23 protein-coding genes and 3 pseudogenes are annotated in these 23688 nt (G+C 40.7%); 14 read left to right on the top strand and 12 right to left on the bottom strand.

Annotated features, from left to right (window positions below; genetic code table 11):
- Positions 1–87: 87 nt before the first annotated feature.
- The gene (locus tag QA442_RS19720; protein WP_095432069.1) at positions 88–681 is read left to right on the top strand and encodes a YdeI/OmpD-associated family protein; all 594 of its coding nucleotides are present in this window, start codon (positions 88–90) and stop codon (positions 679–681) included.
- A 154-nt stretch (positions 682–835) separates the two neighbouring features.
- Here QA442_RS19720 and QA442_RS19715 read toward each other — a convergent pair whose 3' ends face one another.
- A complete protein-coding gene (locus QA442_RS19715; protein WP_095432068.1) occupies positions 836–1495 on the bottom strand; it encodes a hypothetical protein in 660 nt (219 codons plus the stop codon).
- A gap of 316 nt (positions 1496–1811) precedes the next feature.
- Positions 1812–2675, bottom strand: a complete 864-nt coding sequence (locus QA442_RS19710) for a DMT family transporter (protein ID WP_071582093.1) — start codon at positions 2673–2675, stop codon at positions 1812–1814.
- 154 nt (positions 2676–2829) lie between these two features.
- On the opposite strand from QA442_RS19710, the gene pdxR reads away from it, so the two are divergent.
- Both pdxR and QA442_RS19700 read left to right on the top strand, forming a co-directional pair.
- Complete coding sequence (pdxR, locus tag QA442_RS19705; RefSeq protein ID WP_095432067.1) at positions 2830–4221, top strand: MocR-like pyridoxine biosynthesis transcription factor PdxR; 1392 nt, start codon at positions 2830–2832, stop codon at positions 4219–4221.
- Positions 4222–4396: 175 nt separating this feature from the next.
- Positions 4397–4822: a MaoC family dehydratase gene (locus QA442_RS19700; protein ID WP_014662923.1), complete on the top strand. Its 426-nt coding sequence runs from the start codon at positions 4397–4399 to the stop codon at positions 4820–4822.
- A 37-nt stretch (positions 4823–4859) separates the two neighbouring features.
- Here QA442_RS19700 and QA442_RS19695 read toward each other — a convergent pair whose 3' ends face one another.
- Complete coding sequence (locus QA442_RS19695) at positions 4860–5432, bottom strand: alpha/beta hydrolase (protein WP_071582095.1); 573 nt, start codon at positions 5430–5432, stop codon at positions 4860–4862.
- Between the two features lie 82 nt (positions 5433–5514).
- Positions 5515–5844, bottom strand: a complete 330-nt coding sequence (locus QA442_RS19690) for a winged helix-turn-helix transcriptional regulator (RefSeq protein WP_071582096.1) — start codon at positions 5842–5844, stop codon at positions 5515–5517.
- Positions 5845–6090: 246 nt separating this feature from the next.
- Between QA442_RS19690 and QA442_RS19685 the strand changes: the two genes are divergently transcribed.
- Positions 6091–6963, top strand: coding sequence for a YitT family protein (locus tag QA442_RS19685; protein ID WP_014662926.1), 873 nt, complete (start codon positions 6091–6093; stop codon positions 6961–6963).
- A gap of 159 nt (positions 6964–7122) precedes the next feature.
- Here the strand turns inward: QA442_RS19685 and QA442_RS19680 are convergent, their stop codons facing one another.
- Positions 7123–8310, bottom strand: coding sequence for an MFS transporter (locus tag QA442_RS19680; protein ID WP_071582097.1), 1188 nt, complete (start codon positions 8308–8310; stop codon positions 7123–7125).
- Positions 8311–8512: 202 nt separating this feature from the next.
- On the opposite strand from QA442_RS19680, the gene QA442_RS19675 reads away from it, so the two are divergent.
- From QA442_RS19675 to QA442_RS19655, 5 genes and pseudogenes are all read left to right on the top strand, one after another.
- Complete coding sequence (locus QA442_RS19675) at positions 8513–9091, top strand: TetR/AcrR family transcriptional regulator (protein ID WP_080488103.1); 579 nt, start codon at positions 8513–8515, stop codon at positions 9089–9091.
- A 524-nt stretch (positions 9092–9615) separates the two neighbouring features.
- A pseudogene (locus tag QA442_RS19670) lies at positions 9616–9936 on the top strand (ArsR/SmtB family transcription factor).
- 12 nt (positions 9937–9948) lie between these two features.
- The gene (locus QA442_RS19665; protein WP_279473378.1) at positions 9949–11256 is read left to right on the top strand and encodes an arsenic transporter; all 1308 of its coding nucleotides are present in this window, start codon (positions 9949–9951) and stop codon (positions 11254–11256) included.
- Between the two features lie 12 nt (positions 11257–11268).
- Positions 11269–11645: pseudogene (locus tag QA442_RS22270) on the top strand (arsenate reductase/protein-tyrosine-phosphatase family protein).
- 97 nt (positions 11646–11742) lie between these two features.
- Positions 11743–12552 carry a GNAT family N-acetyltransferase gene (locus QA442_RS19655; protein ID WP_095432065.1) on the top strand — a complete coding sequence of 270 codons (810 nt, stop codon included), beginning with the start codon at positions 11743–11745 and terminating at the stop codon, positions 12550–12552.
- 54 nt (positions 12553–12606) lie between these two features.
- On the opposite strand, the gene QA442_RS19650 is transcribed toward QA442_RS19655, so the two are convergent.
- Positions 12607–13527 carry a DMT family transporter gene (locus QA442_RS19650; protein ID WP_279473377.1) on the bottom strand — a complete coding sequence of 307 codons (921 nt, stop codon included), beginning with the start codon at positions 13525–13527 and terminating at the stop codon, positions 12607–12609.
- A 132-nt stretch (positions 13528–13659) separates the two neighbouring features.
- On the opposite strand from QA442_RS19650, the gene QA442_RS19645 reads away from it, so the two are divergent.
- Entirely contained in the window at positions 13660–15108 is a 1449-nt protein-coding gene (locus QA442_RS19645) for an aminotransferase-like domain-containing protein (protein WP_095432063.1), read from the top strand.
- 117 nt (positions 15109–15225) lie between these two features.
- On the opposite strand, the gene QA442_RS19640 is transcribed toward QA442_RS19645, so the two are convergent.
- Positions 15226–15849, bottom strand: a complete 624-nt coding sequence (locus QA442_RS19640) for a flavin reductase family protein (protein ID WP_095432062.1) — start codon at positions 15847–15849, stop codon at positions 15226–15228.
- A gap of 88 nt (positions 15850–15937) precedes the next feature.
- On the opposite strand from QA442_RS19640, the gene QA442_RS19635 reads away from it, so the two are divergent.
- Complete coding sequence (locus QA442_RS19635; RefSeq protein ID WP_095432061.1) at positions 15938–16618, top strand: ArsR/SmtB family transcription factor; 681 nt, start codon at positions 15938–15940, stop codon at positions 16616–16618.
- Positions 16619–16700: 82 nt separating this feature from the next.
- Here QA442_RS19635 and QA442_RS19630 read toward each other — a convergent pair whose 3' ends face one another.
- The 3 genes from QA442_RS19630 to QA442_RS19620 form a co-directional block, all read right to left on the bottom strand.
- Entirely contained in the window at positions 16701–17144 is a 444-nt protein-coding gene (locus QA442_RS19630) for a carboxymuconolactone decarboxylase family protein (protein WP_069840375.1), read from the bottom strand.
- Positions 17145–17231: 87 nt separating this feature from the next.
- Positions 17232–17408 carry a hypothetical protein gene (locus tag QA442_RS19625; protein ID WP_080478167.1) on the bottom strand — a complete coding sequence of 59 codons (177 nt, stop codon included), beginning with the start codon at positions 17406–17408 and terminating at the stop codon, positions 17232–17234.
- Positions 17405–17554 (bottom strand): hypothetical protein, encoded by a 150-nt coding sequence (locus QA442_RS19620; RefSeq protein ID WP_095432060.1) that lies wholly within the window; start codon positions 17552–17554, stop codon positions 17405–17407. The genes QA442_RS19625 and QA442_RS19620 overlap by 4 nt, the downstream gene beginning before the upstream one ends.
- Before the next feature lie 189 nt (positions 17555–17743).
- Here QA442_RS19620 and ydfH point away from each other — a divergent pair, with 189 nt between their 5' ends.
- From ydfH to QA442_RS19605, 3 genes are all read left to right on the top strand, one after another.
- Positions 17744–18967, top strand: a complete 1224-nt coding sequence (ydfH, locus tag QA442_RS19615) for a two-component system sensor histidine kinase YdfH (RefSeq protein WP_095432059.1) — start codon at positions 17744–17746, stop codon at positions 18965–18967.
- Positions 18960–19601, top strand: coding sequence for a two-component system response regulator YdfI (gene ydfI, locus QA442_RS19610; protein ID WP_095432058.1), 642 nt, complete (start codon positions 18960–18962; stop codon positions 19599–19601). The genes ydfH and ydfI overlap by 8 nt, the downstream gene beginning before the upstream one ends.
- 115 nt (positions 19602–19716) lie before the next feature.
- Positions 19717–21888, top strand: coding sequence for an MMPL family transporter (locus QA442_RS19605; protein WP_095432057.1), 2172 nt, complete (start codon positions 19717–19719; stop codon positions 21886–21888).
- Positions 21889–22361: 473 nt separating this feature from the next.
- On the opposite strand, the gene QA442_RS19600 is transcribed toward QA442_RS19605, so the two are convergent.
- Entirely contained in the window at positions 22362–23252 is an 891-nt protein-coding gene (locus tag QA442_RS19600) for a carboxylesterase (RefSeq protein ID WP_095432056.1), read from the bottom strand.
- A 195-nt stretch (positions 23253–23447) separates the two neighbouring features.
- Positions 23448–23658 (bottom strand): annotated as a pseudogene (locus tag QA442_RS19595) (DUF554 family protein); the annotation flags it as partial.
- Positions 23659–23688: the final 30 nt, after the last annotated feature.

The following is a 23688-nucleotide window of genomic DNA, read 5'->3' as shown; positions in this document are numbered from 1 at the left end:
TAAGAATAAAATAAACACCGCGATGTCAAAAACACGAGGAACCAATTAGCCTTAATTAAAAATGCTTGGAAAGAGGGGAATTCCTTCATGACAAATAGCAGAACGAATCCGAAGGTTGATGATTTTTTAAATAAAGCGAAAAAGTGGAAGGAAGAATTTGAGAAGTTGAGAACCATCATTCTTGACTGTGAGCTGACTGAAGATTTTAAGTGGATGCATCCTTGTTACACATACAATAATAAAAATGTCGTTTTAATACATGGGTTTAAAGAATATTGTGCGCTTCTGTTTCACAAAGGTGCCTTATTACAGGATGCCCACGGAATTCTTATTCAACAAACGGAGAATGTACAGGCGGCGCGCCAGATTCGGTTTACCAGTGTTCAGGAAATAAATGATATGGAAACCATTTTGAAAGCCTATATTCAAGAAGCCATTGAAGTTGAAAAAGCGGGTTTGAAGGTGGAAGTTAACAACAATATTGAATTGAACATTCCTGAAGAACTTCAAAATAAATTCGATGAAATCCCTGAATTGAAAACTGCTTTTGAAGCATTGACCCCGGGACGGCAAAGAGCATACACTCTTTATTTTTCTCAAGCCAAACAATCCAAAACCCGAGAATCAAGAGTTGAAAAATATGTGCAAAAAATTCTCGATGGAAAGGGATTAAAGGATTAGGAATGATCTATTCGAACGACGATAAACAGTGCCTATATAGGCAAACGCAGCTTAATAGGATAGTTTCTATAGAAGAAAAACAAGCATAGTAAGATGCTTGTTTTTTCTTATCTGCCCATTATGAATTAGTCAGGTGCAGACAAACGTAAACTGTTTAATGAATCATCATGATAGTAATGAGCCGCTTGATTTTTTCATCATCGCCTGTATCAACGTACACTTTTTTTGTGTTTTTTATGATACTCTCAGTCACTTCCCGCATGACGCCTTTTTCGAGATTATCAGCGGAATCCCAGCGTAAAGGCACATTGTATACATGAATCGTGCCATCCCCATTACCATGATAAGTGACTGATCCATCCACTAAACGAGAACCTGCTAACTGGGTCACATCTTCTGGATAGCTGGCACTTGTATCATCATTAGGGTTAATTGGCTCACCAGCTGAAATATGCCGAACATGTAATTCATCTATCTCTTGATTGGGTCCAAGTTGAAGCCAAACTCTGGCATATTCGATTTTCTCAGAAGAGTATGCTGCCAATACATTGTCTTCTTTGAATTTCTCTTCTTCTGAAGTGGTCTCATTTGAAGCTTTGGTTGCGGGTTCTTCTGATCCTGTTGTTGGCTCTGATTCATCCTTGCGTATTTTGGTGCTGTCTTCAGTCTCAGTGTGTTTTTCGTCAGATTGTACAGCAGAAGCTTGATTTGAAGGTTGCTGTGCTTCTTCATCCTTACTGCCCGTACATCCAGCAAGTAAAATCATGAGCAGCAGGGCGGTATTGCAATAACAAATCTTTCTGTGTTTCTTCATTCTTTCATTCCTCTCCATTAACTCAAGTCAGCTTCATATATAAGTTTTATCTATCTAAATATTACCATGGAATAGATATGATGTTAAAACGGTTTAAGAAGAGGAAGCGATCTTAAATAGCATCGCCAAAACTTAAGAATTCTTAAGAAGTTTTGCCCCTTTTTCTTCAGGTTTTGAATGTAGAGTGGGATATAAATGCAAAACAAATACGATATGCCTTATCCGCCTCGACCGCATACAAAATACCAAGGGTTGCTGGCCCTTGGTATTTTTATGCCTTCATGCATTTTTGAAGTTTATGCTTAAAGGTCTGCCTTTACTTTGCAAATCGCCGAGCAGCAGCAACGCACATGATAACGGCGATATTTACTGCTACGAGTGTCCAGCCCACTTTCTCGTGCAGAATCACTGAGGCAAGCAGCAATCCAAAAAAAGGCTGGAGAAGCTGGAGCTGCCCAACCGCCGCAATTCCCCCTTGTGCAAGACCTCGATACCAGAACACGAAGCCGATCAGCATGCTGAATAAGGATACATATGCAAGACTGAGCAGCGCGGGAACGCCGATGCCCGACCAGGAATCCGGCGTAAAAAAGAACGACAATGGCAGCATAAGAGGAAGCGACAGGACGAGTGCCCATGAGATCACCTGCCAATTCCCAAGATGCCGTGAAAGCTTGGCCCCTTCTGCATAACCAAGACCGCATACAACGATGGAAGCCAGCATGTACACATCGCCTAGCGGAGATGAACCTCCCCCTTGAATCAGGGCGAAACCTGCTACCAGCAAGCTGCCGGCAGCTGAGAAAATCCAGAAGACGGGCCGAGGGCGTTCACCCCCGCGCAGTACGCCGAAAACCGCCGTTGCGAGTGGAAGGAGTCCAATGAAGACAATGGCGTGTGCGGATGTGACATGCTGAAGCGCTAAAGCTGTCAGCAACGGGAAACCAACCACTACGCCGAACGCGACCACTAACAATGAAATGAGGTCTCTTTTGGCAGGATGCTGCTGCCGGAAGATGAGAAGGAGACCTCCCGCCAGTACACCAGCTATCGCAGCACGGCAAACGGTGAGAAATAACGGATCGAAGTCTAACACAGCCATACGGGTCGCAGGCAGCGAGCCGCTGAAAATGAGTACGCCTATAAAACCATTTATCCAGCCATTTGTTGTTTTGTTCATTATAATCACTCCACATATGTTTCTTGTTCATTGTCTGTATTTTCTTAACAAAGCCGGTAGCTAAGGATTACAATGACTATAAACTGGAATTGGCCTTTTTTAAACGGCCAGTTTTCATAAAAAAATGCATACCAGTTAGGAGAACAATGTGCAAATGGATATCACGCCTTTTTTGAATAGAAATCTGGATCGTCCGCTTTATCAACAGCTTTATCGGTATTTTAAAGAAAATATGCATCAGGGCCGTATTCAAAAAGGAATGAAGCTTCCTTCAAAAAGGCTCCTGGCGAATCAGCTTTCCATCAGTCAAACGACTGTAGAACGTGCCTATGAACAGCTCGCTGCTGAGGGCTATATTGTGAGCAAGCCAAGAAGCGGGTGGTTTGCTGATTATCATAATTCTGATTTTGCCTATGGCAGAATGCCAAGCACAGCACCCATTCAACAAGAAACAGAAGAAAGCAAACAATGGATTGATTTTCACTATGGAAATGTAGATTCTTCTTACTTCCCTTTTTCCGCATGGAGAAAAAGCATGGTCAATAGTTTGGACCGATATGGACACGAGCTTTATCGGCCGGGACATGTGTTAGGGGAGTTTGAGCTGAGAACACTCATTGCAGAGTACCTGTATCAATCTCGGGGAGTTCATTGTGCCCCTGAACAAGTGATTATAGGTGCCGGGAACCCTATTCTTCTGCAAATCTTGTGCCAAGTTTTTGAGCCGAATATTTCTATAGGATATGAGGACCCTGGTTATCCAAGAGCACGCAAGATTTTTGAAGCCAATCGCATGAAGATTGTTCCAATACCAGTTGATGATGAAGGAATCTGTATACAGAAGATCAAAGAACAGCAGCCAAATCTTGTATATGTCACACCTTCCCATCAATTTACGCTGGGAACAATCATGACGATCAATAGAAGAATTCAGCTCCTCAAATGGGCGGCTGAAAATCAATCCTTTATCATAGAGGATGACTATGACGGGGAATTTAGGTACACAGGACAGCCGGTTCCTTCTCTGCAGGGGCTTGATCAGCATAACCGCGTCATTTATATGGGCACTTTTTCTAAGTCTCTTTTACCCTCGTTGCGTATCAGTTATATGATTCTTCCTTCGCCTCTTTTAAAAAAGGGCCATGAAATCACGTCCTTATATAAGCAAACGGTGTCCTGCCACAGTCAGCTAACGCTAGCTGAATTTATAAAAAATGGAGAGTGGCAAAAACACATCAACAGAATGAGAAAACTTTACCGTAAAAAAAGAGCCATTGTATTAGAGGCAGTGCAAAGGGAGTTAGGAGAGCATGTCAGGATTCGCGGAGAAAACTCTGGACTTCGTATCTTACTTGACGTTTATTTGCCATTTGGTGAAACAGAGTTAATTGAGAAGGCGAAAAAACATGGCGTAAAAGTTTATCCTGTTTCTCCTTCTTATCAACATCATCCTCCTTTAAAAAGGATCTCACTTGGATTTGCAGGGGTGTCTGAATCAGACATAAGAGAAGGCATAAAAAAACTCAAAGCCGCTTGGGAGATATGAGGGAGCTTTCAGTTTTGCGAAAAACCCAAGTGACGATTAAGTGTTGAGAGATGTTCAGTTTCCAGTCTATGATAAGCCTTGCGTCATTCCATTCTCTTAAACGAAAACCAGAGTTTTTGATTTGCTCATCACAGTGCTAAACTAAACATAGATAATAAAAAATAGAGGTGTAAGAATGAAGTTAGATGAGTTTACAATTGGCCAGATTTTCAAAACGAAATCATTAAAAGTAACAAAAGATGATATTATGCGGTTTGCGGGTGAATTTGACCCTCAGTATATGCATGTAGATGAAGAAAAAGCGAATAAAGGCAGATTTAATGGAATTATCGCTTCGGGCATACAAACACTGGCCATATCTTTTAAACTTTGGATTGAAGAAGGCTTCTATGGAGACGATATTATAGCCGGAACAGAGATGAATCATATGACATTCATAAAACCCGTATATCCGGATGATGAATTGTTTACAATTGTTGAAGTTATTGATAAGCAGCCAAAGAGAAATGAATTGGGAATACTCACTGTATTGTTATCTACTTATAATCAAAAAGAAGAAAAAGTATTTGAAGGTGAATTATCCGTATTGATAAAACGATAACTCAGAAAGCCCGCTTTCCTAAAGCAGGCGAAAGATTTTAGCAAGTTTCTTTTGAAAAATAAGAGGTTAAAACATCATAAACAATAGGCAAAGAAGTAAATCCCTCATCTTCTAGAAAATGACCTCCGTGCTGAACTTCATATAACGCAGCGTCAATTTGTTGTGCCAGATCCTTGCTGAATAAAAAAGGCACAATTTGGTCGTCCTTAGAAGCTATGACAGCACGATGCTTCGCGGACTCGATGATTTTTTGATGATCAAACGATCCCTGTGTAAATTCATCTAGCATCTGTAAAGTGGGCAACGATTTGGCAAAGCCGGAAACAAGGATGATTCCGCCAAGCTGTTTTCGTAATTGAATATGTTCTAAAAATCTCAAAATGGCGGGGCACCCTAAGCTGTGCGCAACCAAATACGTATTTTCATGTAAAGTGTGCTGATATAAAGAGAGTGTATCCAGCCAATCCTCAAGTCTTGGCTGGAGCGGATTAGGCATGTTTAAAATGTCTGCTTGGACCCCATCTGCGAGCAGACGTTTTTTCAGCCAAGGGAACCAATGATTTGTTGAGGAGGCTCTGTAGCCATGAATGATATAGACTTGTTTTGTCATTTTTTCCTCCTAAGAAATATTTTCATTCAGTATAAAATTCCTCTCATTGGGAAACAAGTACGCACTTTTTTGTAAGTAGCTTTTACGTATGAGGCATTCCTTGTGCCATTCCCCACTTACACATTTCATCTATAAGGGGATACAAAGACAGCCCTCTGTCAGATAACGAATACTCTACCTTCAGAGGTGTTTGAGAAACCTCAGACCGATGAATAAGGCCATCAGTTTGCAACTCTTTAAGCTGTGCGCTTAACATTTTATGGGTAATGGAGGGCATAGCCCTTTTCAACTCGCCGTATCTCATCGTTTTTTCACACCCTAACTCATAGAGAATTCTCATTTTCCATTTTCCCCCTATAAGAGATAAGGTGTATTCAAACGGGGCTTGTTGACTGCGGCAAAGATTATTCATTGTCATTAACCCTCCTTTTTTAAGTATCATATCAGAATCAACCAGGATTTTCGGTGTTGAGTTTTGAAGGGCCTGGCGGGTAAATCTGAGGGGGCAAGTTCTCTCGGCCGCATACATGAATGTTCTCATTCAAAGAGGGTTACCTTACTGTTAATTACTTTATTTAAAAAAACGCATGTTTTTAGCTGAAAATAACTATTATGGTATATTTAAATATAACGAAATATAAGAGAAATGAGGAATGGTATGAATACACCCAAAAAACATAAGAAATTTAAAGCGAAAATGATTTTCCAAATCATCATGGTTATCATTGGAGGAATCATAGCGGCATATGGACTAGAAACAGTACTCATCCCAAACAGTGTATCCGATGGAGGGGTAACAGGTCTGAGCATCGTTGGTTCACAGCTCTTCAACTTGCCACTGGGGATTTTGATTGCGGTTATCAATATTCCATTTGTCTGGTTAGGATATAAGCAAATTGGGAAAAGCTTTGCATTATTATCAATTATCGGAATCATATCGCTTGCCGCGGGGACAAGCTTTTTCCACCACACACCCGCTATCATAGAAGGAGATACCCTGTTAATTACCGTTGTCGGCGGGATTATCCTTGGATTCGGAATGGGGCTGGCGCTGCGTAATGGCGGCGCATTAGATGGCATTGACATGCTTGCTGTGCTGCTATCCCGAAAACTGCCGTTTGGAACGAGCGATCTCATCCTATTCTTAAACCTTTTTGTGTTTATTTTTGTTTCCACAGTATTTGGCTTACAAGGGGCGTTGCTTTCAGTCATTGCTTACTACATTGCATCCAAAGTGATTCATGTTGTTGAGGAAGGTTTAAGCGGGTCCAAAACCTTCCAAATCATTACAACAGAACCCGCATTAATGGTAGAGACAATACGTGAACAATTAGGCCGAAGCGCCACATATAAAGAAGCTTACGGGGGTTTTTCCCACGAGAAATTTAAAGAAATCACATGTGTCATCAACCGCTTAGAAGAGACCAAACTAAAGGAAATTATTAATGATATTGATAAAACTGCCTTTGTTACCGTGTATGATGTAGCTGAAGTGAAGGGCAGCAATTTTAGAAATCTCAATCATCATTAGAAAAAGAATGACCTTAACTGACATGCCGCCGATAAATATAATCAAAAACACTTTTTGAGGGCTTGAGGGTGTAACCGTAAAGGTCTGAATTATAGAAATACCAAGGGTGTCAAAACCCTTGGTGTTTTTTCTGCCAAAATAAGCCATTTTGGTGAAAGATTATTTCTCTGTGGCGAAATAAAGCGAAGCGATGACCGGAAAAGCGATACCAATCCATAATGCTGTACTCCACCCGCCTGTGGCATATGCCCATCCTCCAATAGATGACCCTATAGCACCTCCTAGAAAGAAGATTGCCATGAATAATCCGTTTAATCGACTGCGAATTTCAGGCGCCAACGAAAAAATGGCACGTTGACTGAGCACAAGGTTTGCAGATACGCCCATATCTAACAGAATAGCGGCAGCCACTAGAACTGTTATGCCGACGGGGGAGCTGCTCTGAATCAGGAGCGGCAGTAATAAAGAGACAATGACAACACCGAGAGCGATTCCAGTGGCAATCCTGGTCAAGCCGCGATCAGCCAGACGGCCGCCTATTGGTGCAGCGACTGCACCCGCAATGCCTACCAATGCGTAGAGTGCTATTGCCTTCTGAGAAAAATGAAAAGCAGGACCGGACAATAATAAAGGAACAGTCGTCCAAAACAAGCTGAAAGCTCCAAATACAAATCCATGATAGATGGCACGGCGGCGTAAGACTGGAGTCGTGCGCAGCAGCTTCCACATTGAACCGAGTAATGCCGTATAGTTTGTATTGGCTGTTGGTTTTCTGGCAGGAAGCACTTTTGATAATAAGATGGCCAGGGCAACACTTACCACGGCAGACAAAGCAAATATTGCATTCCACCCCCAAATATCAGCGACTAGACTGGATATCGGCCGAGAAAGCATAATACCGAGTAATAAGCCGCTCATGACATTGCCAACAACCCGGCCGCGTGCAGCGTCTGATGCAAGGTATGATGCAAATGGAACAAGCACCTGGGCTGCGATTGACCCCAATCCGATGAAAAATGAAGCTGCTAAAAACAGTGCTCCATGCTTCACAAATGCTGTTAGTGTCAAAGCCGCTGCGCTTAGCAGGAGCGATGCAACGACAAGTTTTTTGTTTTCGATAATATCTCCTAAAGGGACGAGAAATAGTAAGCCGGCAACGTATCCGATTTGGGTTAGTGTGACAACCAATCCAGCACTGCTTGGAGAAAGTCCAATTGCCTTACTAATTAATCCGACCAAGGGTTGTGCATAGTAAAGATTAGCAACAATGATACCGCATGCCGTTGCGAGAAGAAGGGTTAAACTGGGTGAGATCTTCTGACCTGCTTGTTTGTTTCCATTAGCCATAAGAATGAACTCCTTTTTAAGTGGTTTTTGAGTGTAATCATGACTTCTCTCATGTTAATTTCTAAACTGAACGTTTAGTTTTGTTTATTAAGGAAAATGATATACTAAACGTTCAGTTTTGTAAATAGGTTTCTGTTTTCTTTTTTTATTCCGGTTAAGTATACTGAACGTATCGTTTATATTTCGGGAAGGAATGATTTATGTGCAGAGTAAACGAGGGCGGCCGCGTGATGAAGGAACACATAAGGCGATTCTCTCTGCAGCCTATGACCTATTGCTGGAAAAAGGCTTCGATGCGGTGACAGTCGATAAAATTGCCGAGCGTGCGAAAGTGAGTAAAGCAACGATTTATAAATGGTGGTCTAACAAGGCTGCCGTTATCATGGACAGCTTTCTTTCGACCGCGACGGACAGGCTGCCTGTGCCTGATACAGGGTCGTCAGTACATGATATAGTAACTCACGCCACGAATTTAGCAAGGTTTTTGACAAGCAGGGAAGGAACGGTTATTAAGGAATTAATAGGGGCAGGGCAATTGGATGAAAAATTGGCAGAAGAATATCGCACACGATTTTTCCAGCCTCGCCGCCTCCAAGCGAAAGGCCTTCTAGAAAAGGGAATTCAAAAAGGTGAATTGAGAGAGAATCTTGATATTGAAGTAAGTATAGATCTCATATACGGACCGATTTTCTATCGTCTGCTTATAACAGGGGACGAGGTGAATGACTCCTATGTGCATGATTTGGTGATGAATGCGTTTAAGGGAGTTCAAGCTACATGAAGGATTTGGTACAGAAAGCCTTCAAAGAACAGGGAGAAATTAACGGCCATTTTGTAGATGTCATGGCAATGGAGAAAATACTTGCAGTATAAACTGGCCTCTAAAGAGGCCTGTTTTTTTATGACCGGATGCTCCGTCTATATTCAGCATTGGCTGAATGACCACTCCCTGCAACTTGAAATCGTCTCATTTTTATCATGATCTGGATCATGATTGAAAACAGCCGGTCCCATACAAATAAAATGGCATTCTTCAATGTCAAAATAATCAAATCGAATGTGTAATGAAGCAATGCAAAGGGTTTTCAGAATGAGGTTGGTGTTAAGGAATCAAAAAGCTTTGATGTTCCAAATATAAGGGATTGTTTATATAAATAATAGTTTATATAATGGCGGAGGCGCTAAAAAAACGCGGGGAGAGACTCATGCTTTCGTTTAGACAAACAGAGCGCTGTATAAAGAAACGTAAAGGGGAATGTATAGACATTTGTTGCTTATATAACGAGTTGTGAAGGACGAGTGCATATGACTATTGATGTTGCGGCGATGACTCGCTGTTTAAAAACACTTAGTGATCAAACAAGGCTTATAATGATGAAATGATTTCTTGAACAAGAATATCGTGTCTGTCAATTGGTTGATATGTTCGAAATAAGCCAGCATTTGCGAAAATTAAAAAACGCAGGGTTTGTGAATGAGGACAGAAGAGGCCAATGGCGTTATTATTCAATAAATGGTTCATGTCCTGAGTTTGATACATTGCAATTGATCTTACATCAAATCGATCAGGAGGGTGAATTGTTAAACCAAATCAAACAAAAGGAAACTCAAGCGTGTTGCCAGTAAGGAGGCATTAGATTGACATCAATGATTTTGGCGGTATTCATCTTTTTATTAACTCTAGTATTGATCATATGGCAGCCGAAAAATTTATCTATAGGGTGGTCAGCCTGTGGAGGCGCAGCTTTAGCTCTAGTAGCAGGTGTTGTCAATTTTCATGATGTGTTAACTGTGACAGGGATTGTTTGGAATGCGACATTGGCTTTTGTGGCTATCATACTGATATCGTTAATTCTTGATAATATCGGTTTCTTTGAATGGGCAGCGCTTCATATGGCTAAGGCTGCAAAAGGAAACGGTGTGCGGATGTTCGTTTATGTATCTATATTAGGAGCTATCGTCGCTGCGTTATTTGCAAATGACGGTGCCGCTCTTATATTGACACCAATTGTATTAGCAATGGTCAGAGCATTACATTTCAATGAAAAATTAGTTTTTCCTTTTATCATTGCCAGCGGATTTATTGCAGATACGACCTCGCTTCCATTAGTAGTGAGCAATTTGGTCAACATCGTTTCAGCGGATTATTTTCATATTACATTTATTGAATATGCATCCAGAATGATTGTCCCGAACTTGTTTTCGCTCCTGGCGAGCATCATTGTGCTTTACCTTTTCTTTAGAAAAAGCATACCAAAACGTTATGATCTGTCTGAGGTGAAGAAACCTATTGAAGCGATTAAAGATCAAAACATGTTCAAACTGTCATGGTATATATTAGGGCTTTTGGTAATTGGATATTTTGTAAGTGAATTTTTATCTATCCCTGTATCAATGGTAGCTGGCAGTATTGCAATCATTTTTTTAATCGCTGCGAAAAAGAGTCCGGCCGTCCATACAAAGAAAGTGGTGAAAGAAGCGCCATGGGCTATCGTATTCTTTTCAATTGGCATGTATGTTGTTGTGTATGGTGTCCGAAATGCCGGATTAACTGATGTCCTTTCAGACGTCATTCAAGCCGCAGCTGATCACGGGATGTTTGCCGGGACAATTGGAATGGGCTTTATCGCGGCCATTCTTTCTTCCATTATGAATAACTTGCCGACTGTTATGATTGACGCATTGGCTATTGCCGGTACAGATACACATGGGATGATGAGAGAAGCGCTTATTTATGCAAATGTGATCGGTTCAGATTTAGGGCCTAAAATAACGCCGATTGGTTCCTTGGCGACATTGTTATGGCTTCATGTCCTTTCACAAAAAGGTATGAAGATTTCCTGGGGCACGTATTTTAAAACAGGAATTATCCTCACGATACCCACTTTATTGATCACACTTGTCGGCCTGTATATTTGGCTGCTGATCATCCATTCTTGTTTCTAAAAGGACAAGTCAATATATCAAGGAAAACATTGCACAGGTAACTCTTGCCGCAGCCAAATAGCTGAAGGGTGGGGGGAAATACTTGGAGACAAGTGGAATGTGTACAGCGCAGCAATCGAAGCTCATGGATGACACCTAAATGCTGTCAAAGCCATGAAAGAAGCAGGGATTGATATTTCAAATCAACAACGGATATCATTGATCCGAACATTTTAAACAATGCTGATTTCGTTGTTACACTCTGCGGGGTGCAGCAGATAAATTGGGGGTTTGATGATCCGGCAAAAGCACACGGAACAGAAGAAGTTTTTCCAATCCGTGCTGAAATTAGTGACCGTTTGCTGAAATTGGGGAATAAATGTGCTGTTCAACAGGTGTCTGCGAGCTGAGTGCAGAGACCTGTTTTTTGTTTTCATTTGTCTGAGATCCGTAACAGAGAAGTTATTTAGCTTGTGACGGAGGAAAATTGATTTTGTTAACAGAATCATGAAGGAGAAGAGTTGTAAAGGGGTTGTTTGTTTGAAGGAATTAACGAAAGAAAAATATAGCAGCTTAAAAACAACGTTTGCTGACAAATATTGTCCCACATTTGTCTATTCAATATTAGACCAAGCCATTCCGGGAGCTGTTTATGTAGATGACCAAACTTGCCCTAAATCGTTTTTTATAGGAACGAAATCAGGCATTTATTTTATTGCGGGAGACCCGGAGAATCAAGTTTTTAATGATTTCATTGCTGAATATTATGAAAAACAAGCGAAATCAACAAAACGATTTACCCTGTTTTCTTCCAGTGATCGATGGGATAGCGTACTGAAAACCATATTGAAAGATGACATGAACCAAATGAGGAGAATGGCATTTTCTTTTCGGCAAAAACCCTCTAAACCGCCTTTTGAACTTCCAAAGGGGCTTGTATTGAAAAGAATAGATGAAGACATCATGTCAAACAGCACAGCTTTTAACAGCGCTTATTATGAGGAGTATTGGGATTCTGTCTCACAGTTTTCTTCAAAAGGCTTTGGATTTGCCGTATTACATGGCAATCATGTAGTAAGTGAGTGTACTTCTATATTTGTAGGGCATGGATTAGCGGAAATGGATATCTATACACTTGAAGAATACAGAGGACTGGGCTTAGCTTATTGCGTAGCAAATAGGTTTATAGCGTTTTGTATGGAAAATGGGATTGTTCCTAGCTGGGATTGTGATGTTTGCAACAAATCGTCCATTGCATTAGCAGCTAAACTAGGTTTTAAGCCGGTAACTGAATACTCTATTTACTTTTCTGGATAATCTTAAGAAAGAACCTTTAAGGAGATACCAAACGATGTTGGTATCTTTTTTGTTTTAGAGTTTTTTAATCCTTTTAGCAGAAAAATGGGTGATGAAAATTTTATTCATTTTATTTACTTTTAGGTAGGTAAAACATACCCCGCCAACTGTAACCACTCCGCCGAGCAGAGAGATCAGTGTGGGTATTTCGCCGATCCAGATCCAAGATATGATCAAGGTTAAAGCGGGTGTAACATAAAGTGAAAGGGTTGCTTCTGAAGCCCCGACGAGTGAAGTGACATATGCAAGGGCAAAGTATGGCACAACTGTTGGCAATAAACCTAAATAAACAATTGACAATGTTGCGTTCGTAGAGGCGTTTATCATCTCTCCGCCTAAGCCTGGCAGAAACATAAGCATAGGTATTGTTCCGCCCCAAATTGAAAATGTAACGAATCGGATAAATCCATATTTTTTTATATAGCGGGGTTGAAAAACGAAATAAATACTCTCCGAAAAAGCGGCCAGCAGGATGAACAAAATACCTTTCATTGAATAAGTATAGTCTCCAGACCCAAATGCAATCAATGACACACCCAATAAACTGATCATAGAGCCAATCCATTTCGCAAATCCAAAATGCTCTCTAAAAAACAGGCGGGATAGCATGGCTGAGAAGATCGGTGCTGTAGTAACGAGTAAGCTTGCAACTCCGGCACTAACTGTTTTTTCACTAATGTTCAGCAAAATGTGATAGAGTGCAAAACCTAAAAACCCTAAAAGAAAAATGGCAGGAATGTCTTTCAAGTCGGGTAGGCGCATCCGAGTCAAAACAGCAAAAAGCAATAATGCCATAGAGCCGATTAACAAGCGAAATAAAGCAAGGTGTTCTGGTGTGTACCCTTCTAGTCCTGCGCGAATTCCCGGAAAAGCAGATGCCCATAAACAGATCATCAGACTGTTTGAGGTGATCAATTGAACTGTTTTCTTTTGCATATTTCCCTCTCCTCTTTACAAAAACCAACCAGTTATTTAATGTGTTTTTATATTAATAAAGATTTGGTGATATGGCTTCAACCAGTTAAACGGATTTTGACCCAACCAATTTATTTTAAGGAGACCAATTCTATGAGCTTTCCAGAAGAAAAAAAGATGAAAAAGCTCCCTAAGTACAGACAAATCGTTCATTTTATTAAAGAGAAAATAGGAAATGGAGAGTGGCCGATTGGAAGCAAGATTCCAAGCCAGCGCACGCTTGCAAAAGATTTTCAGGTGAATCGGAGCACAGTGATTACAGCCTTAGAGGAATTGATGGCTGATGGGTTAATAGAAGGCACAATGGGGAAAGGCACAGTTGTTATGAACAACACATGGACACTGATGGCTAAGAATTCTGCTCCCGATTGGGATCGATATGTCACCTCTGGCATTCAGATGCCAAGCCGAAAAATCGTTCAAGAGATCAATCAATTAGAATCAAATACAGACCTTATACAGCTCAGTAAAGGTGAACTTTCAGCTGAGATTTTTCCTTTGGCTGTTATGAAAGAGATGATGGGGAAGGTATCTCAACACATGGAGGCATTCGGATATGAAGAACCAAAAGGTTACTTACCTTTGAGGGAGGCATTGAGCAACTATTTAAAAACCATTGGAATCAACGTCTCATCTTCTTCCATTCTGATTGTCTCAGGAGCGCTGCAAGCCTTGCAGCTAATATCAATGGGGCTGTTACAAAGAGGATCAACCGTATATCTTGATCAGCCCTCCTACCTTTATTCATTACACGTATTTCAATCAGCTGGTATGAAGCTGACTGGACTTCCTATGGATAATGAAGGACTTTTGCCTGAAAATGTTCATTTAACAAGAGGAGAGCGTGGAAGGGCTATCTTATATACAAATCCATGTTTTCACAATCCGACTGGTATTCTTATGTCTAAAAAGCGGCGGGAAGAAATCCTAGCAGTAAGTGAGAATACACAGCTTCCTATTATTGAAGATGACATTTATCGTGAGTTATGGATCGATGAAATCCCGCCATATCCTATTAAAACAATTGATAAAAATGGACATGTACTGTATATAGGAAGTTTATCGAAAACTTTAAGCCCAGGTTTGAGGATTGGATGGATCGTCGGACCGGAACCGGTGATTGAACGTTTATCTGACATTAAAATGCAAACAGATTACGGATCCAGTTCGCTATCCCAAAGAGTAGCGGCGGAGTGGTTTACTTCCGGCCAATACCAGCAGCATGTAGAAAAGGTTAGGCAGCAATTAAAGGTGAGAAGAAAATTGGCCTTGAGTGCTATAGAAACTCATTTGAAAGATGTGGCGACATGGAATATCCCAAAAGGAGGGTTTTTTGTCTGGATAAAAATATTGCCTTCCATATCAATGAAATTACTTTATACTAAAGCCTTATCAAAAGGGATTCTGCTCAATCTCGGCAGTATCTATGCTCAGGAAAAAGGGAATTATATTCGCTTATCATATGCTTATGCATCTCTTGAAGACCTTCAAAAGGGGATTTATGAGTTGGGTTTAATGATAAAAGAATTGGCAAGCAGGTAACTTTTATATCCTTAAATGGATGTTTCACTAAAAAAGAGATCAAGCCTAATGATCGCTTGATCTGATAATAACAAGGGTTACTAGAATAGACCAAATCATGGTTCGGTCTCAAAATAATCATGTCTCTGAACGAAAGGTCTTTCCGACTTCTCTTCCTAAGCCAAAATAATGTCTGAAATTATAGATAAGCGGGCTCCATTTGGAAGGGTTGATATGGTTTTCGTCCAGTATAATATTTTCATCGGCATGAAAGTGCAGTGCCTGCGTCTCTACAATGGCAAATGACTGATCATATTTTGGAATCCGAATATGCTTCACTTCGGCTTCGATGTGGATGGGGCATTCTTTAATTCGTGTTGGTGATACTGTTTTAGATTGTAAAGGCGTTAACCCTGCTGCCTCGTATTTTTCTTTTTTATATGTAAATCCGAGCTGCTTCTTTAAAGGCGGTATACTTTTTTTTCCGCTATAAGATGAAATTCTTTCAACGTTTTCCCATAAATCCGGGCCAGGCAAGTTTATGACACACTCTTTGTGTCTTTCCAAATTGTCGATGGCTTTTCCGCCCAGTCCTACTCCAAGGATTATATAATGTCCAAGAGCCCAAGAAGAAGACATAGGACTGATATTGGTGGTTCCATCCTCATTCAACGTGGTTAGAAGAAATGTCGAGGTTCCATAATACATAATCTTTGGCTTGATTTCTTTAAAACGAAGATTGTCTCGCTTTTTAATGTCCAACGCTATTCCTCCTTGTCATGCTTACATTTATATTGTAAAGGATTAACATTTCAACTATCATCGAAATATGAATGTAAGGAGGAAAATCATGAATCCTAATATTGCAAAAATCTCTTCGTTGCTATCAGATCCCTCGCGTTCTTCCATTCTTCTCAGTCTGATGGATGGAAGGATACACCCTGCGGGAGAGCTTGCATATCTCGCTAACATTAAACCTCAAACCGCAAGTTTTCACCTGAATAAATTGCTTGACGCGAAGCTGATTAGCGTAGAAAAGCATGGAAGACATCGTTATTACAGATTGTCTAACTCAGATGCTGCCAACTTGATCGAACAATTGCTTCATATTGCGCCTGAAGGTAAAGTCAAATCTTTAAAAGAGTCAAAAGAGAAAAAGGACTTGCATTTCGCCCGTACCTGTTATGATCATTTGGCAGGTTATGTGGGCGTGCAAATGGCACATTCATTAGTTGAGCAGGGGATGTTAAAAAAAGTTGATTTAAACTTTGAGGTGACTTCAGAGGGTGCTTTGTTCTTTTCGAAGTTAGGCATCAATGAAGAGCAACAACGGAATAAGAGGAGAGCCTTTGCCCGCTGCTGTTTGGATTGGAGTGAACGGCAGCATCATATTGCAGGAGCATTAGGAAACGCCCTATTGATGCGCATGTTAGAAGAAGAATGGATCGTTCGTATGCCTAAAACGAGAGCGATCAGGATTACACCAAGCGGGAAAATCGCGTTTGAAAAGCACCTAAACGTGAAGCTTTAGGATTTTGAAACGGAAACACATGATGATGCGGCACGATATCCAGGAGAAGGAGTAAGATTCGTTCTAATCTTACTCCTTCTTCTTATTTTGAAGCAGCTCGATTCCCCATTGCAATAGAGATGCGGTTCCAGCTGTTTATTTGATTAATGATGAGAACAAGGTCAACATATTGTTTTTCATCATAATGTTCCCGCACCCGATGATATAGCTCATCAGGAACCCTTTTAGATGGAATGAGCGTGATGTGTTCAGACAGTTCGAGAGCAACTTTCTCTTCAGGGGAGTAAAAATCACATTCATTCCAAGCATGTAAACAGTAAATTCGCTGTTCAGTTTCTCCCATTTTACGGGCATCGGAAGTATGCATATCTATACAGAAGGCACAGCCGTTTAGTTGAGAAACTCTGATTTTGATTAGTTCTCTCGTGGTTCGGTTAATTGAAGATTGTTTCGTGTATTTCTCCATATCCATCATGATTTTCATACCTTCAGGTGCAATCTCATAGTAGGACACTCTTTGACTCATCAGGCAAAACTCCTTTCCGTCGTATATCTAAATTGTATCTCGATATTGATATCTTTACCAATGTGCGAATTGTATGGCGTTATTTCACTATTTTTTGGCAAAAAGCTGCTTAGAATAAAAATAAGGGTAACCCAAAATGATGAGTGGAGCTGCTAAGGCAAGCAGGGTCCACGAGCCTGAGTGGCTGTCTCTAATGATTCCAATGAATACACAAGTACCGATGAGAAAATATAATAAAGCACCTAAAAACCAATACATGTTCATTCCTCTTTTTCCATGCATCTGATTTTTGGCTGCGTATTTTTATCTGTCATATGGCTTAATCGATCAGGATATTGATTTTTAAATACCTTCTCAGTCCGGATTCCTTTTCTTTTTAATGATAAAATTGTAAGATCAATTGATTTCAATGATGATCATTCCTTCAATGAATAGTATGTTCCTTTTGATTTTAAAGATAAATTTGAAAAGATAAAACGTACATAAAGGCAGAACGTTCATGTACGTTTGGGCAATGATCTTTTGTTTGAACCTCTAATGTTGGGTTCGATTCTCATGAATTTTGATTTGGTGAAACAGGTAAAGGAAGTGGATAAGGTTTGCTGATAAGGAATCGTTTCAAAGATAAATATTACTCACATGATAGGCGTGCATTAAACATGCTTGCGCTTAGAGTGCCTGGCCTGGCTTTTATTCTTATGATCTATATAGCCTCTATCGTGCTGCAATTTGTTTCTGGGAGCTGGTCTATTTTATTGTTTTATGCGTTTACCATATTGATCGGAATTTTTGCTTTGCTTCATTGGCACTCATATCGCTGGGTTAAGAAAAGAGTGATTCTGTATTTCGTGGTACAAGGTTTGATCACCTTTGCACTTGCTAATCTCATGACTGGCTTCTTTATACTTGTCATTATCGGCCTTTATGCATTTTTAATTGGGCAAATCATAGGAATGGCAGACAGAAGAAGGACTTTTCCCATTCTTTATCTATTGCTGCTGCTGGGCATAAATTCGGCGTATCACCTTAATAAAGGTGAAGTGCTGCATTTTATTGTTATTGCTGCGCCGATCATGATTGTCATCATCACTTATGCCGCAACATTTTTTGCCCAAGTTGATGAAAAAATTAAAGCTCAATTGACTCTTGAAAGGCTGGAGCTGGCTCATCAGCAGGTCGAACAGCTGACGCTGCAGAACGAAAGGCAGCGGATGGCCCGAGACTTACACGATACGCTTGCTCAAGGGCTGGTCAGTTTAAATATGCAGCTGGACGCGATTCATGTACATCTCTCCAAAGGCAACACAGAGAGAGCGAAGGAAATCATACAACAATCGATGAAAAGAGTGAAAAGCACATTAGCTGATGCACGTTCAGCAATTGATGATCTCCGCAGCAAATCAGAAGAAATCGGGGTTTTAAAAGAAAGAATTAACTCACTGATGGATCATTTTATAGAGTCGACAGGCATGGCTTGTTTATTAGATTACAGATTGCATCAGGTGCTGGATGTGCGTACAGCTGAAAACTGTTATTACATCATTGGAGAATGCATGACGAATGCGGCAAAGCATGCTGAAGCAAAAACAATCTGGATTTCCATTTGGGATGACGATAAGGGGAGGCTCCATTTAACAGTTAAGGATAACGGCAAAGGATTTGATGTTGAAAAAGGAAAGAAAAAGAGAGGGCATTATGGGCTTCTTGGCATACAAGAACGTGTCAGAGCCATGAATGGCCAATTCAATATAAAGAGTACAAAATTGAAAGGAACACAAATTGAGATCACTGTACCAATTCAGGGAGAGATGCAAGATGAATAAGGTTTTAATCGTTGATGACCACCTTGTCGTGAGGGAAGGTCTGAAGCTTTTAATTGAAACGAACGATCAATACACCATTATAGGAGAGGCGGAAAATGGCAGAGCAGCAGTCCGTCTAGCAGATGAATTGCAACCGGATATCATTCTTATGGATTTGTATATGCCGGAGATGAGCGGGTTAGAAGCCATTAAAAAAATAAAAGAAATACACGATATTCCCATCATTATTTTGACTACATATAATGAAGATCACCTAATGATTGAAGGGATTGAATTAGGAGCGAAAGGATATCTGTTAAAGGATACGAGTTCAGAAACCCTTTTTCACACAATGGATGCAGCGATAAGAGGAAATGTGCTATTGCAGCCTGATATCCTTAAACGCTTGCAAGAAATCCAATTTGAGCGGATGAAGAAGCAGAGCAGTGATACGCAGCTGACAGAAAAAGAAGTCATTGTTCTCAAAGCAATTGCTAAAGGGCTTAAAAGCAAAGCGATTGCCTTTGATTTGGGCGTCTCTGAGCGAACAGTAAAGGCCAGATTAACGTCCATTTACAATAAATTAGGCGCGAATTCAAGAACTGAAGCAGTAACGATTGCCATGCAAAAAGGTATTCTGACATTAGACAAATAAACTGCATATTTGAAAATTGCCCAAACGTACATGCCCGAATGTACGTTTTTTTTATTTCGTGGTCAACTACAATGAGAAAGAATGTGATTAAGCAATGTGTTGAAAGGAGATTATCATGTCAAAAATGTTATATACATTAGGAGGATGGGTTACTCGGCATCGCGTAAAAGTAATATGTGCATGGGTCGTTGTGTTACTTGCTTCGATTGGCCTTGCAATCACCTTAAAACCAAGTTTTTCTGAGGATATGTCCATACCTGACACACCTTCGGAAAAAGCGATGGATGTGATTGAAAAAGAATTTCCCCACGGTCCTGCTAAAGGGAGCATACGGGTGATTTTCGGTGCTGATGATGGGGAGAAACTGACTTCAAAGCCAGCGAAAAAAGCTATAGAAAAAACGTTCAAGGAAATCAGTAAAGATGATTCTGTTGACTCGATTGCAAGTCCTTTTGTGACAGGAACAATCGCGAAAGATGGCACAGTTGCCTATGCTGATATCAAGTATAAATCATCAGCAGATGATATAAAGGATTACTCTATCAAACACTTAAAAGACAGTTTGAAAATGGCTGATGATGAGGGATTGCAAACTGAGCTAAGCGGAGATGTACCGGGAGCCGAGATGGAGATAGGCGGTGTCTCTGAAATTGTCGGCATTATCTTGGCCTTTGTCGTTTTAGCTATTACATTCGGTTCTTTATTAATAGCAGGATTGCCGATTTTAAATGCGCTGCTTGGTTTAGGGGTAAGCATTGGACTGGTTTTGATTGGGACACAAGTATTCGATATTGCTTCCGTCAGTCTTTCATTAGCCGGAATGATTGGTCTTGCTGTTGGGATTGATTATGCTTTATTTATTTTTACGAAACACCGCCAGTTTTTAGGTGAAGGCATACAAAAGAATGACTCGATTGCAAGAGCCACCGGAACAGCTGGGAGTGCAGTCGTTTTTGCCGGACTTACTGTGATCGTCGCACTTTGCGGATTGACGGTTGTTAACATTCCTTTTATGTCTGCAATGGGGCTGACAGCAGGGCTTAGTGTACTGATGGCTGTTCTCGCTTCTATCACGCTGGTGCCTGCCGTCTTATCAATAGCAGGGAAACGGATGATTCCGAAAGCAAACAAGAAAAAAGGAAAACAAAGCTCTGCCACAAATGCATGGGGGCGTTTTGTCACAAAACATCCTATTCTGCTAAGTGTTTGCAGCATTCTCATTTTGATCGTCATTAGTATTCCATCTATGCAATTGGAACTGGGCTTGCCTGATGCGGGGATGAAAGCGAAGGATAATCCGGATCGGCGGGCATATGACTTGCTTGCCGAAGGTTTTGGAGCAGGATTTAATGGCCAATTAACCATCGTAGCGGATGCCGCAAGTGTCACAGGAAATAAAGCGGAAGCCTTCGCAGATGCAGTGAAAGAAATAAAGGGCTTAGACCATGTAGCAAGTGTCACCCCTGCAATGCCTAATAAAGAAGGGAACTTTGCCATCATTACGGTTGTTCCGGAAACAGGTCCAAATGATGTGGCAACGAAAGATTTGGTACACGATGTACGCAGTTTGTCAGATAAAAACGGAGTAGATTTGCTTGTTACTGGATCAACTGCAGTGAATATTGACATTTCAGATCGCCTGAATGATGCGATACCGGTGTTTGCTGTACTCATTGTCGGCTTTGCATTTGTATTGCTGACCATTGTTTTCCGTTCGCTGCTTGTGCCGCTTGTTGCTGTTGCAGGTTTCATTTTAACGATGACAGCCACTCTTGGGATCTGTGTATTTATCTTACAAGACGGCAATCTCATCGACTTTTTCAAAATACCTGAAAAAGGGCTGATACTCGCCTTCCTGCCGATTTTATCGATTGGGATTCTGTTCGGTTTAGCTATGGATTATCAAGTATTTCTTGTCAGCAGAATGCGTGAAGAATATGTAAAAACAAAGAATCCAGTACAAGCCATTCAGGCTGGATTAAAACACAGCGGTCCTGTTGTCACCGCGGCTGGTTTAATCATGATTTTCGTTTTCGCAGGATTTATCTTTGCCGGAGAAGCTACTGTGAAAGCCAACGGATTGGCCCTTTCCTTTGGTGTGCTCTTTGACGCATTTATTGTGCGAATGACACTGATTCCAAGTGTGATGAAACTGATGGGGAATGCAGCCTGGTATTTGCCGAAATGGCTGGACAAGATCATCCCAAATGTGGACATAGAAGGGCATCAGCTCACAAAGGAAATACAGCCAGAAATAGCTCATGAACAAAAGAAACAAATCATGTAATAGAAAAAGCAGATCTTTTATGATCTGCTTTTTTGCTTACTATTCCCGATCAAGCTGTAAACGATTTTATAGCCGAACATTGTGGTGGTATTTGGAAAGTGAAGGAGACACTTATGGCGCCATCACTCATTTTCGATATGTGGCAGAAGCTGCGTCATACTAGCAGGCATCCCAGGAGAAGTGATAAAGCACATCAAATGATTTTTTTGACTTTGCATTCACTCCTTGATGCCAAGGATCTTGAGAATCCTTTTTAAAAATAAAAGAAATTTAAAACTGATCTGTAAAAAATGCAAATGAAACAAGCACACAAAACCAGTTCTGGGTCTTTGTCCAATTGATCATGATATAAATGCAAAAAAGAAAATGATGTGTAAAAAATAGAGTCCCTATGAGAGACTCTATTTTTTAAATGCCCGGCTAGAAGCATATTGCAGTTCTTTATGAATGCGAATCACTATCTTAATAAGCACTTATTGTTCTGCATTAAAAAAACGCATTACACGTTCATTTACGTATGCGGGTTGCTCCATCGATAAAACATGTCCGGCATTTTTAATGACTTCCGCCTCAATATCAGGAACGAATGAAGAGGCTCGGTGCAGGGCTGAGTGGGGATCATAGATGACTTCATGTTCACCGAGTAATAATAGAATAGGGACTCTTGCTGATTGTAATTCCTCATCGGTAAATACATACGGAAATCCGTCGGCTTTAGGATTTGGATTTCTTGATCCATCCTGCCACATTACCCCCGCCTGAAACTGCTTCACAAAAATCGGGTGCAGCACACTGTGATCATTCATCATCCAATGTAAGAATGTTTCAACTCCATTTGGAGCTGTAAGGCCAAGAGCGTATTTGTAGAAATCGTGATGAAATGGCAAAAATGTTTCTGCCGGACTCAGTATAGCTGCGCTTTTTACTCTCTCAGGCATACGTAAAAGGAAATTCATCGTATGGAGACCGCCAAGCGAAAGTCCGATCATGTGGGACTTTTCGATCCCCAGATTGTCAAACACATCAAGAAGCCAATTGGCGTAATCCGTTCTCGTACCGCTTAGATTCTCAGGAATACTCTTGTTTTTATCACCTATGATATCAACTGCATAAGTTCTGTATTTGCTGCTCCAATCGGCGATGCTGGGATACCACATCGTGGAACTGAATAATGCTCCGTGGAGTAATACAAGCGGCGGGGCATCCTCTGGCCCGCTAGCAATCACATGTGTTTGACCAAAACGAGTAGATATGTAGAATGATTTGCAACGGACCGGCCAAAGACTAAGGCTTTCATTATAAGTTTGATAATAGCGGATACCGCTGTCACTTAATTCGGGAATACTAGATGAATGGTTTGACATACAAGTGCCCCTCTCAATTTTGTTTAAATGAATGTGCCGTTTCGTGATGGGGAGTCTGATTTTGATATAACAGAATTTATTTACAATATAATACAGAGGTTATTAGACGTCAAATCCAAGATAAAAAGGAAATAAAATGATTGGGACAGATTATTGAAAATCAATATAACAGAATATTAAACTCCTTTTTGGGAGCGCCGCAGCAATTCCAAAACCAAAAGTTGAAGCGAGCACAATGGAGGTGATCTCATCTAATATTCCGTTTGTCAGGAGGTATGATAATCTCCATGCAAAGCGGCTTCAACAGTGCTTAAAATTGAAAGCGAACCGATACAGAATAATAGGATCACAGTTGATAAACCCCCCGCTAAATTGCTTTGTTCACCAGCATGTTGAATCGTAATTCCTTCATTTTAACAACCTTTCTGTTCATATG

This window comes from Bacillus stercoris, from assembly GCF_029772985.1.
Classification (GTDB): Bacteria; Bacillota; Bacilli; order Bacillales; family Bacillaceae; genus Bacillus; species Bacillus stercoris.
The sequence above is the reverse complement of the archived record's forward strand: the minus strand, read 5'-3'. Positions and strand labels throughout refer to the sequence as shown.

Bases quoted from the DNA above. Each gene is read 5' to 3' on its own strand.
- QA442_RS19720 (WP_095432069.1), top strand. From the start codon at position 88: ATGACAAATAGCAGAACGAATCCGAAGGTTGATGATTTTTTAAATAAA.
- QA442_RS19715 (WP_095432068.1), bottom strand. From the start codon at position 1,495: ATGAAGAAACACAGAAAGATTTGTTATTGCAATACCGCCCTGCTGCTC.
- QA442_RS19710 (WP_071582093.1), bottom strand. From the start codon at position 2,675: ATGAACAAAACAACAAATGGCTGGATAAATGGTTTTATAGGCGTACTC.
- pdxR (WP_095432067.1), top strand. From the start codon at position 2,830: ATGGATATCACGCCTTTTTTGAATAGAAATCTGGATCGTCCGCTTTAT.
- QA442_RS19700 (WP_014662923.1), top strand. From the start codon at position 4,397: ATGAAGTTAGATGAGTTTACAATTGGCCAGATTTTCAAAACGAAATCA.
- QA442_RS19695 (WP_071582095.1), bottom strand. From the start codon at position 5,432: ATGACAAAACAAGTCTATATCATTCATGGCTACAGAGCCTCCTCAACA.
- QA442_RS19690 (WP_071582096.1), bottom strand. From the start codon at position 5,844: ATGAATAATCTTTGCCGCAGTCAACAAGCCCCGTTTGAATACACCTTA.
- QA442_RS19685 (WP_014662926.1), top strand. From the start codon at position 6,091: ATGAATACACCCAAAAAACATAAGAAATTTAAAGCGAAAATGATTTTC.
- QA442_RS19680 (WP_071582097.1), bottom strand. From the start codon at position 8,310: ATGGCTAATGGAAACAAACAAGCAGGTCAGAAGATCTCACCCAGTTTA.
- QA442_RS19655 (WP_095432065.1), top strand. From the start codon at position 11,743: ATGAAGGAGAAGAGTTGTAAAGGGGTTGTTTGTTTGAAGGAATTAACG.
- QA442_RS19650 (WP_279473377.1), bottom strand. From the start codon at position 13,527: ATGCAAAAGAAAACAGTTCAATTGATCACCTCAAACAGTCTGATGATC.
- QA442_RS19645 (WP_095432063.1), top strand. From the start codon at position 13,660: ATGAGCTTTCCAGAAGAAAAAAAGATGAAAAAGCTCCCTAAGTACAGA.
- QA442_RS19635 (WP_095432061.1), top strand. From the start codon at position 15,938: ATGAATCCTAATATTGCAAAAATCTCTTCGTTGCTATCAGATCCCTCG.
- QA442_RS19630 (WP_069840375.1), bottom strand. From the start codon at position 17,144: ATGAGTCAAAGAGTGTCCTACTATGAGATTGCACCTGAAGGTATGAAA.
- QA442_RS19625 (WP_080478167.1), bottom strand. From the start codon at position 17,408: ATGAACATGTATTGGTTTTTAGGTGCTTTATTATATTTTCTCATCGGT.
- ydfI (WP_095432058.1), top strand. From the start codon at position 18,960: ATGAATAAGGTTTTAATCGTTGATGACCACCTTGTCGTGAGGGAAGGT.
- QA442_RS19605 (WP_095432057.1), top strand. From the start codon at position 19,717: ATGTCAAAAATGTTATATACATTAGGAGGATGGGTTACTCGGCATCGC.
- QA442_RS19600 (WP_095432056.1), bottom strand. From the start codon at position 23,252: ATGTCAAACCATTCATCTAGTATTCCCGAATTAAGTGACAGCGGTATC.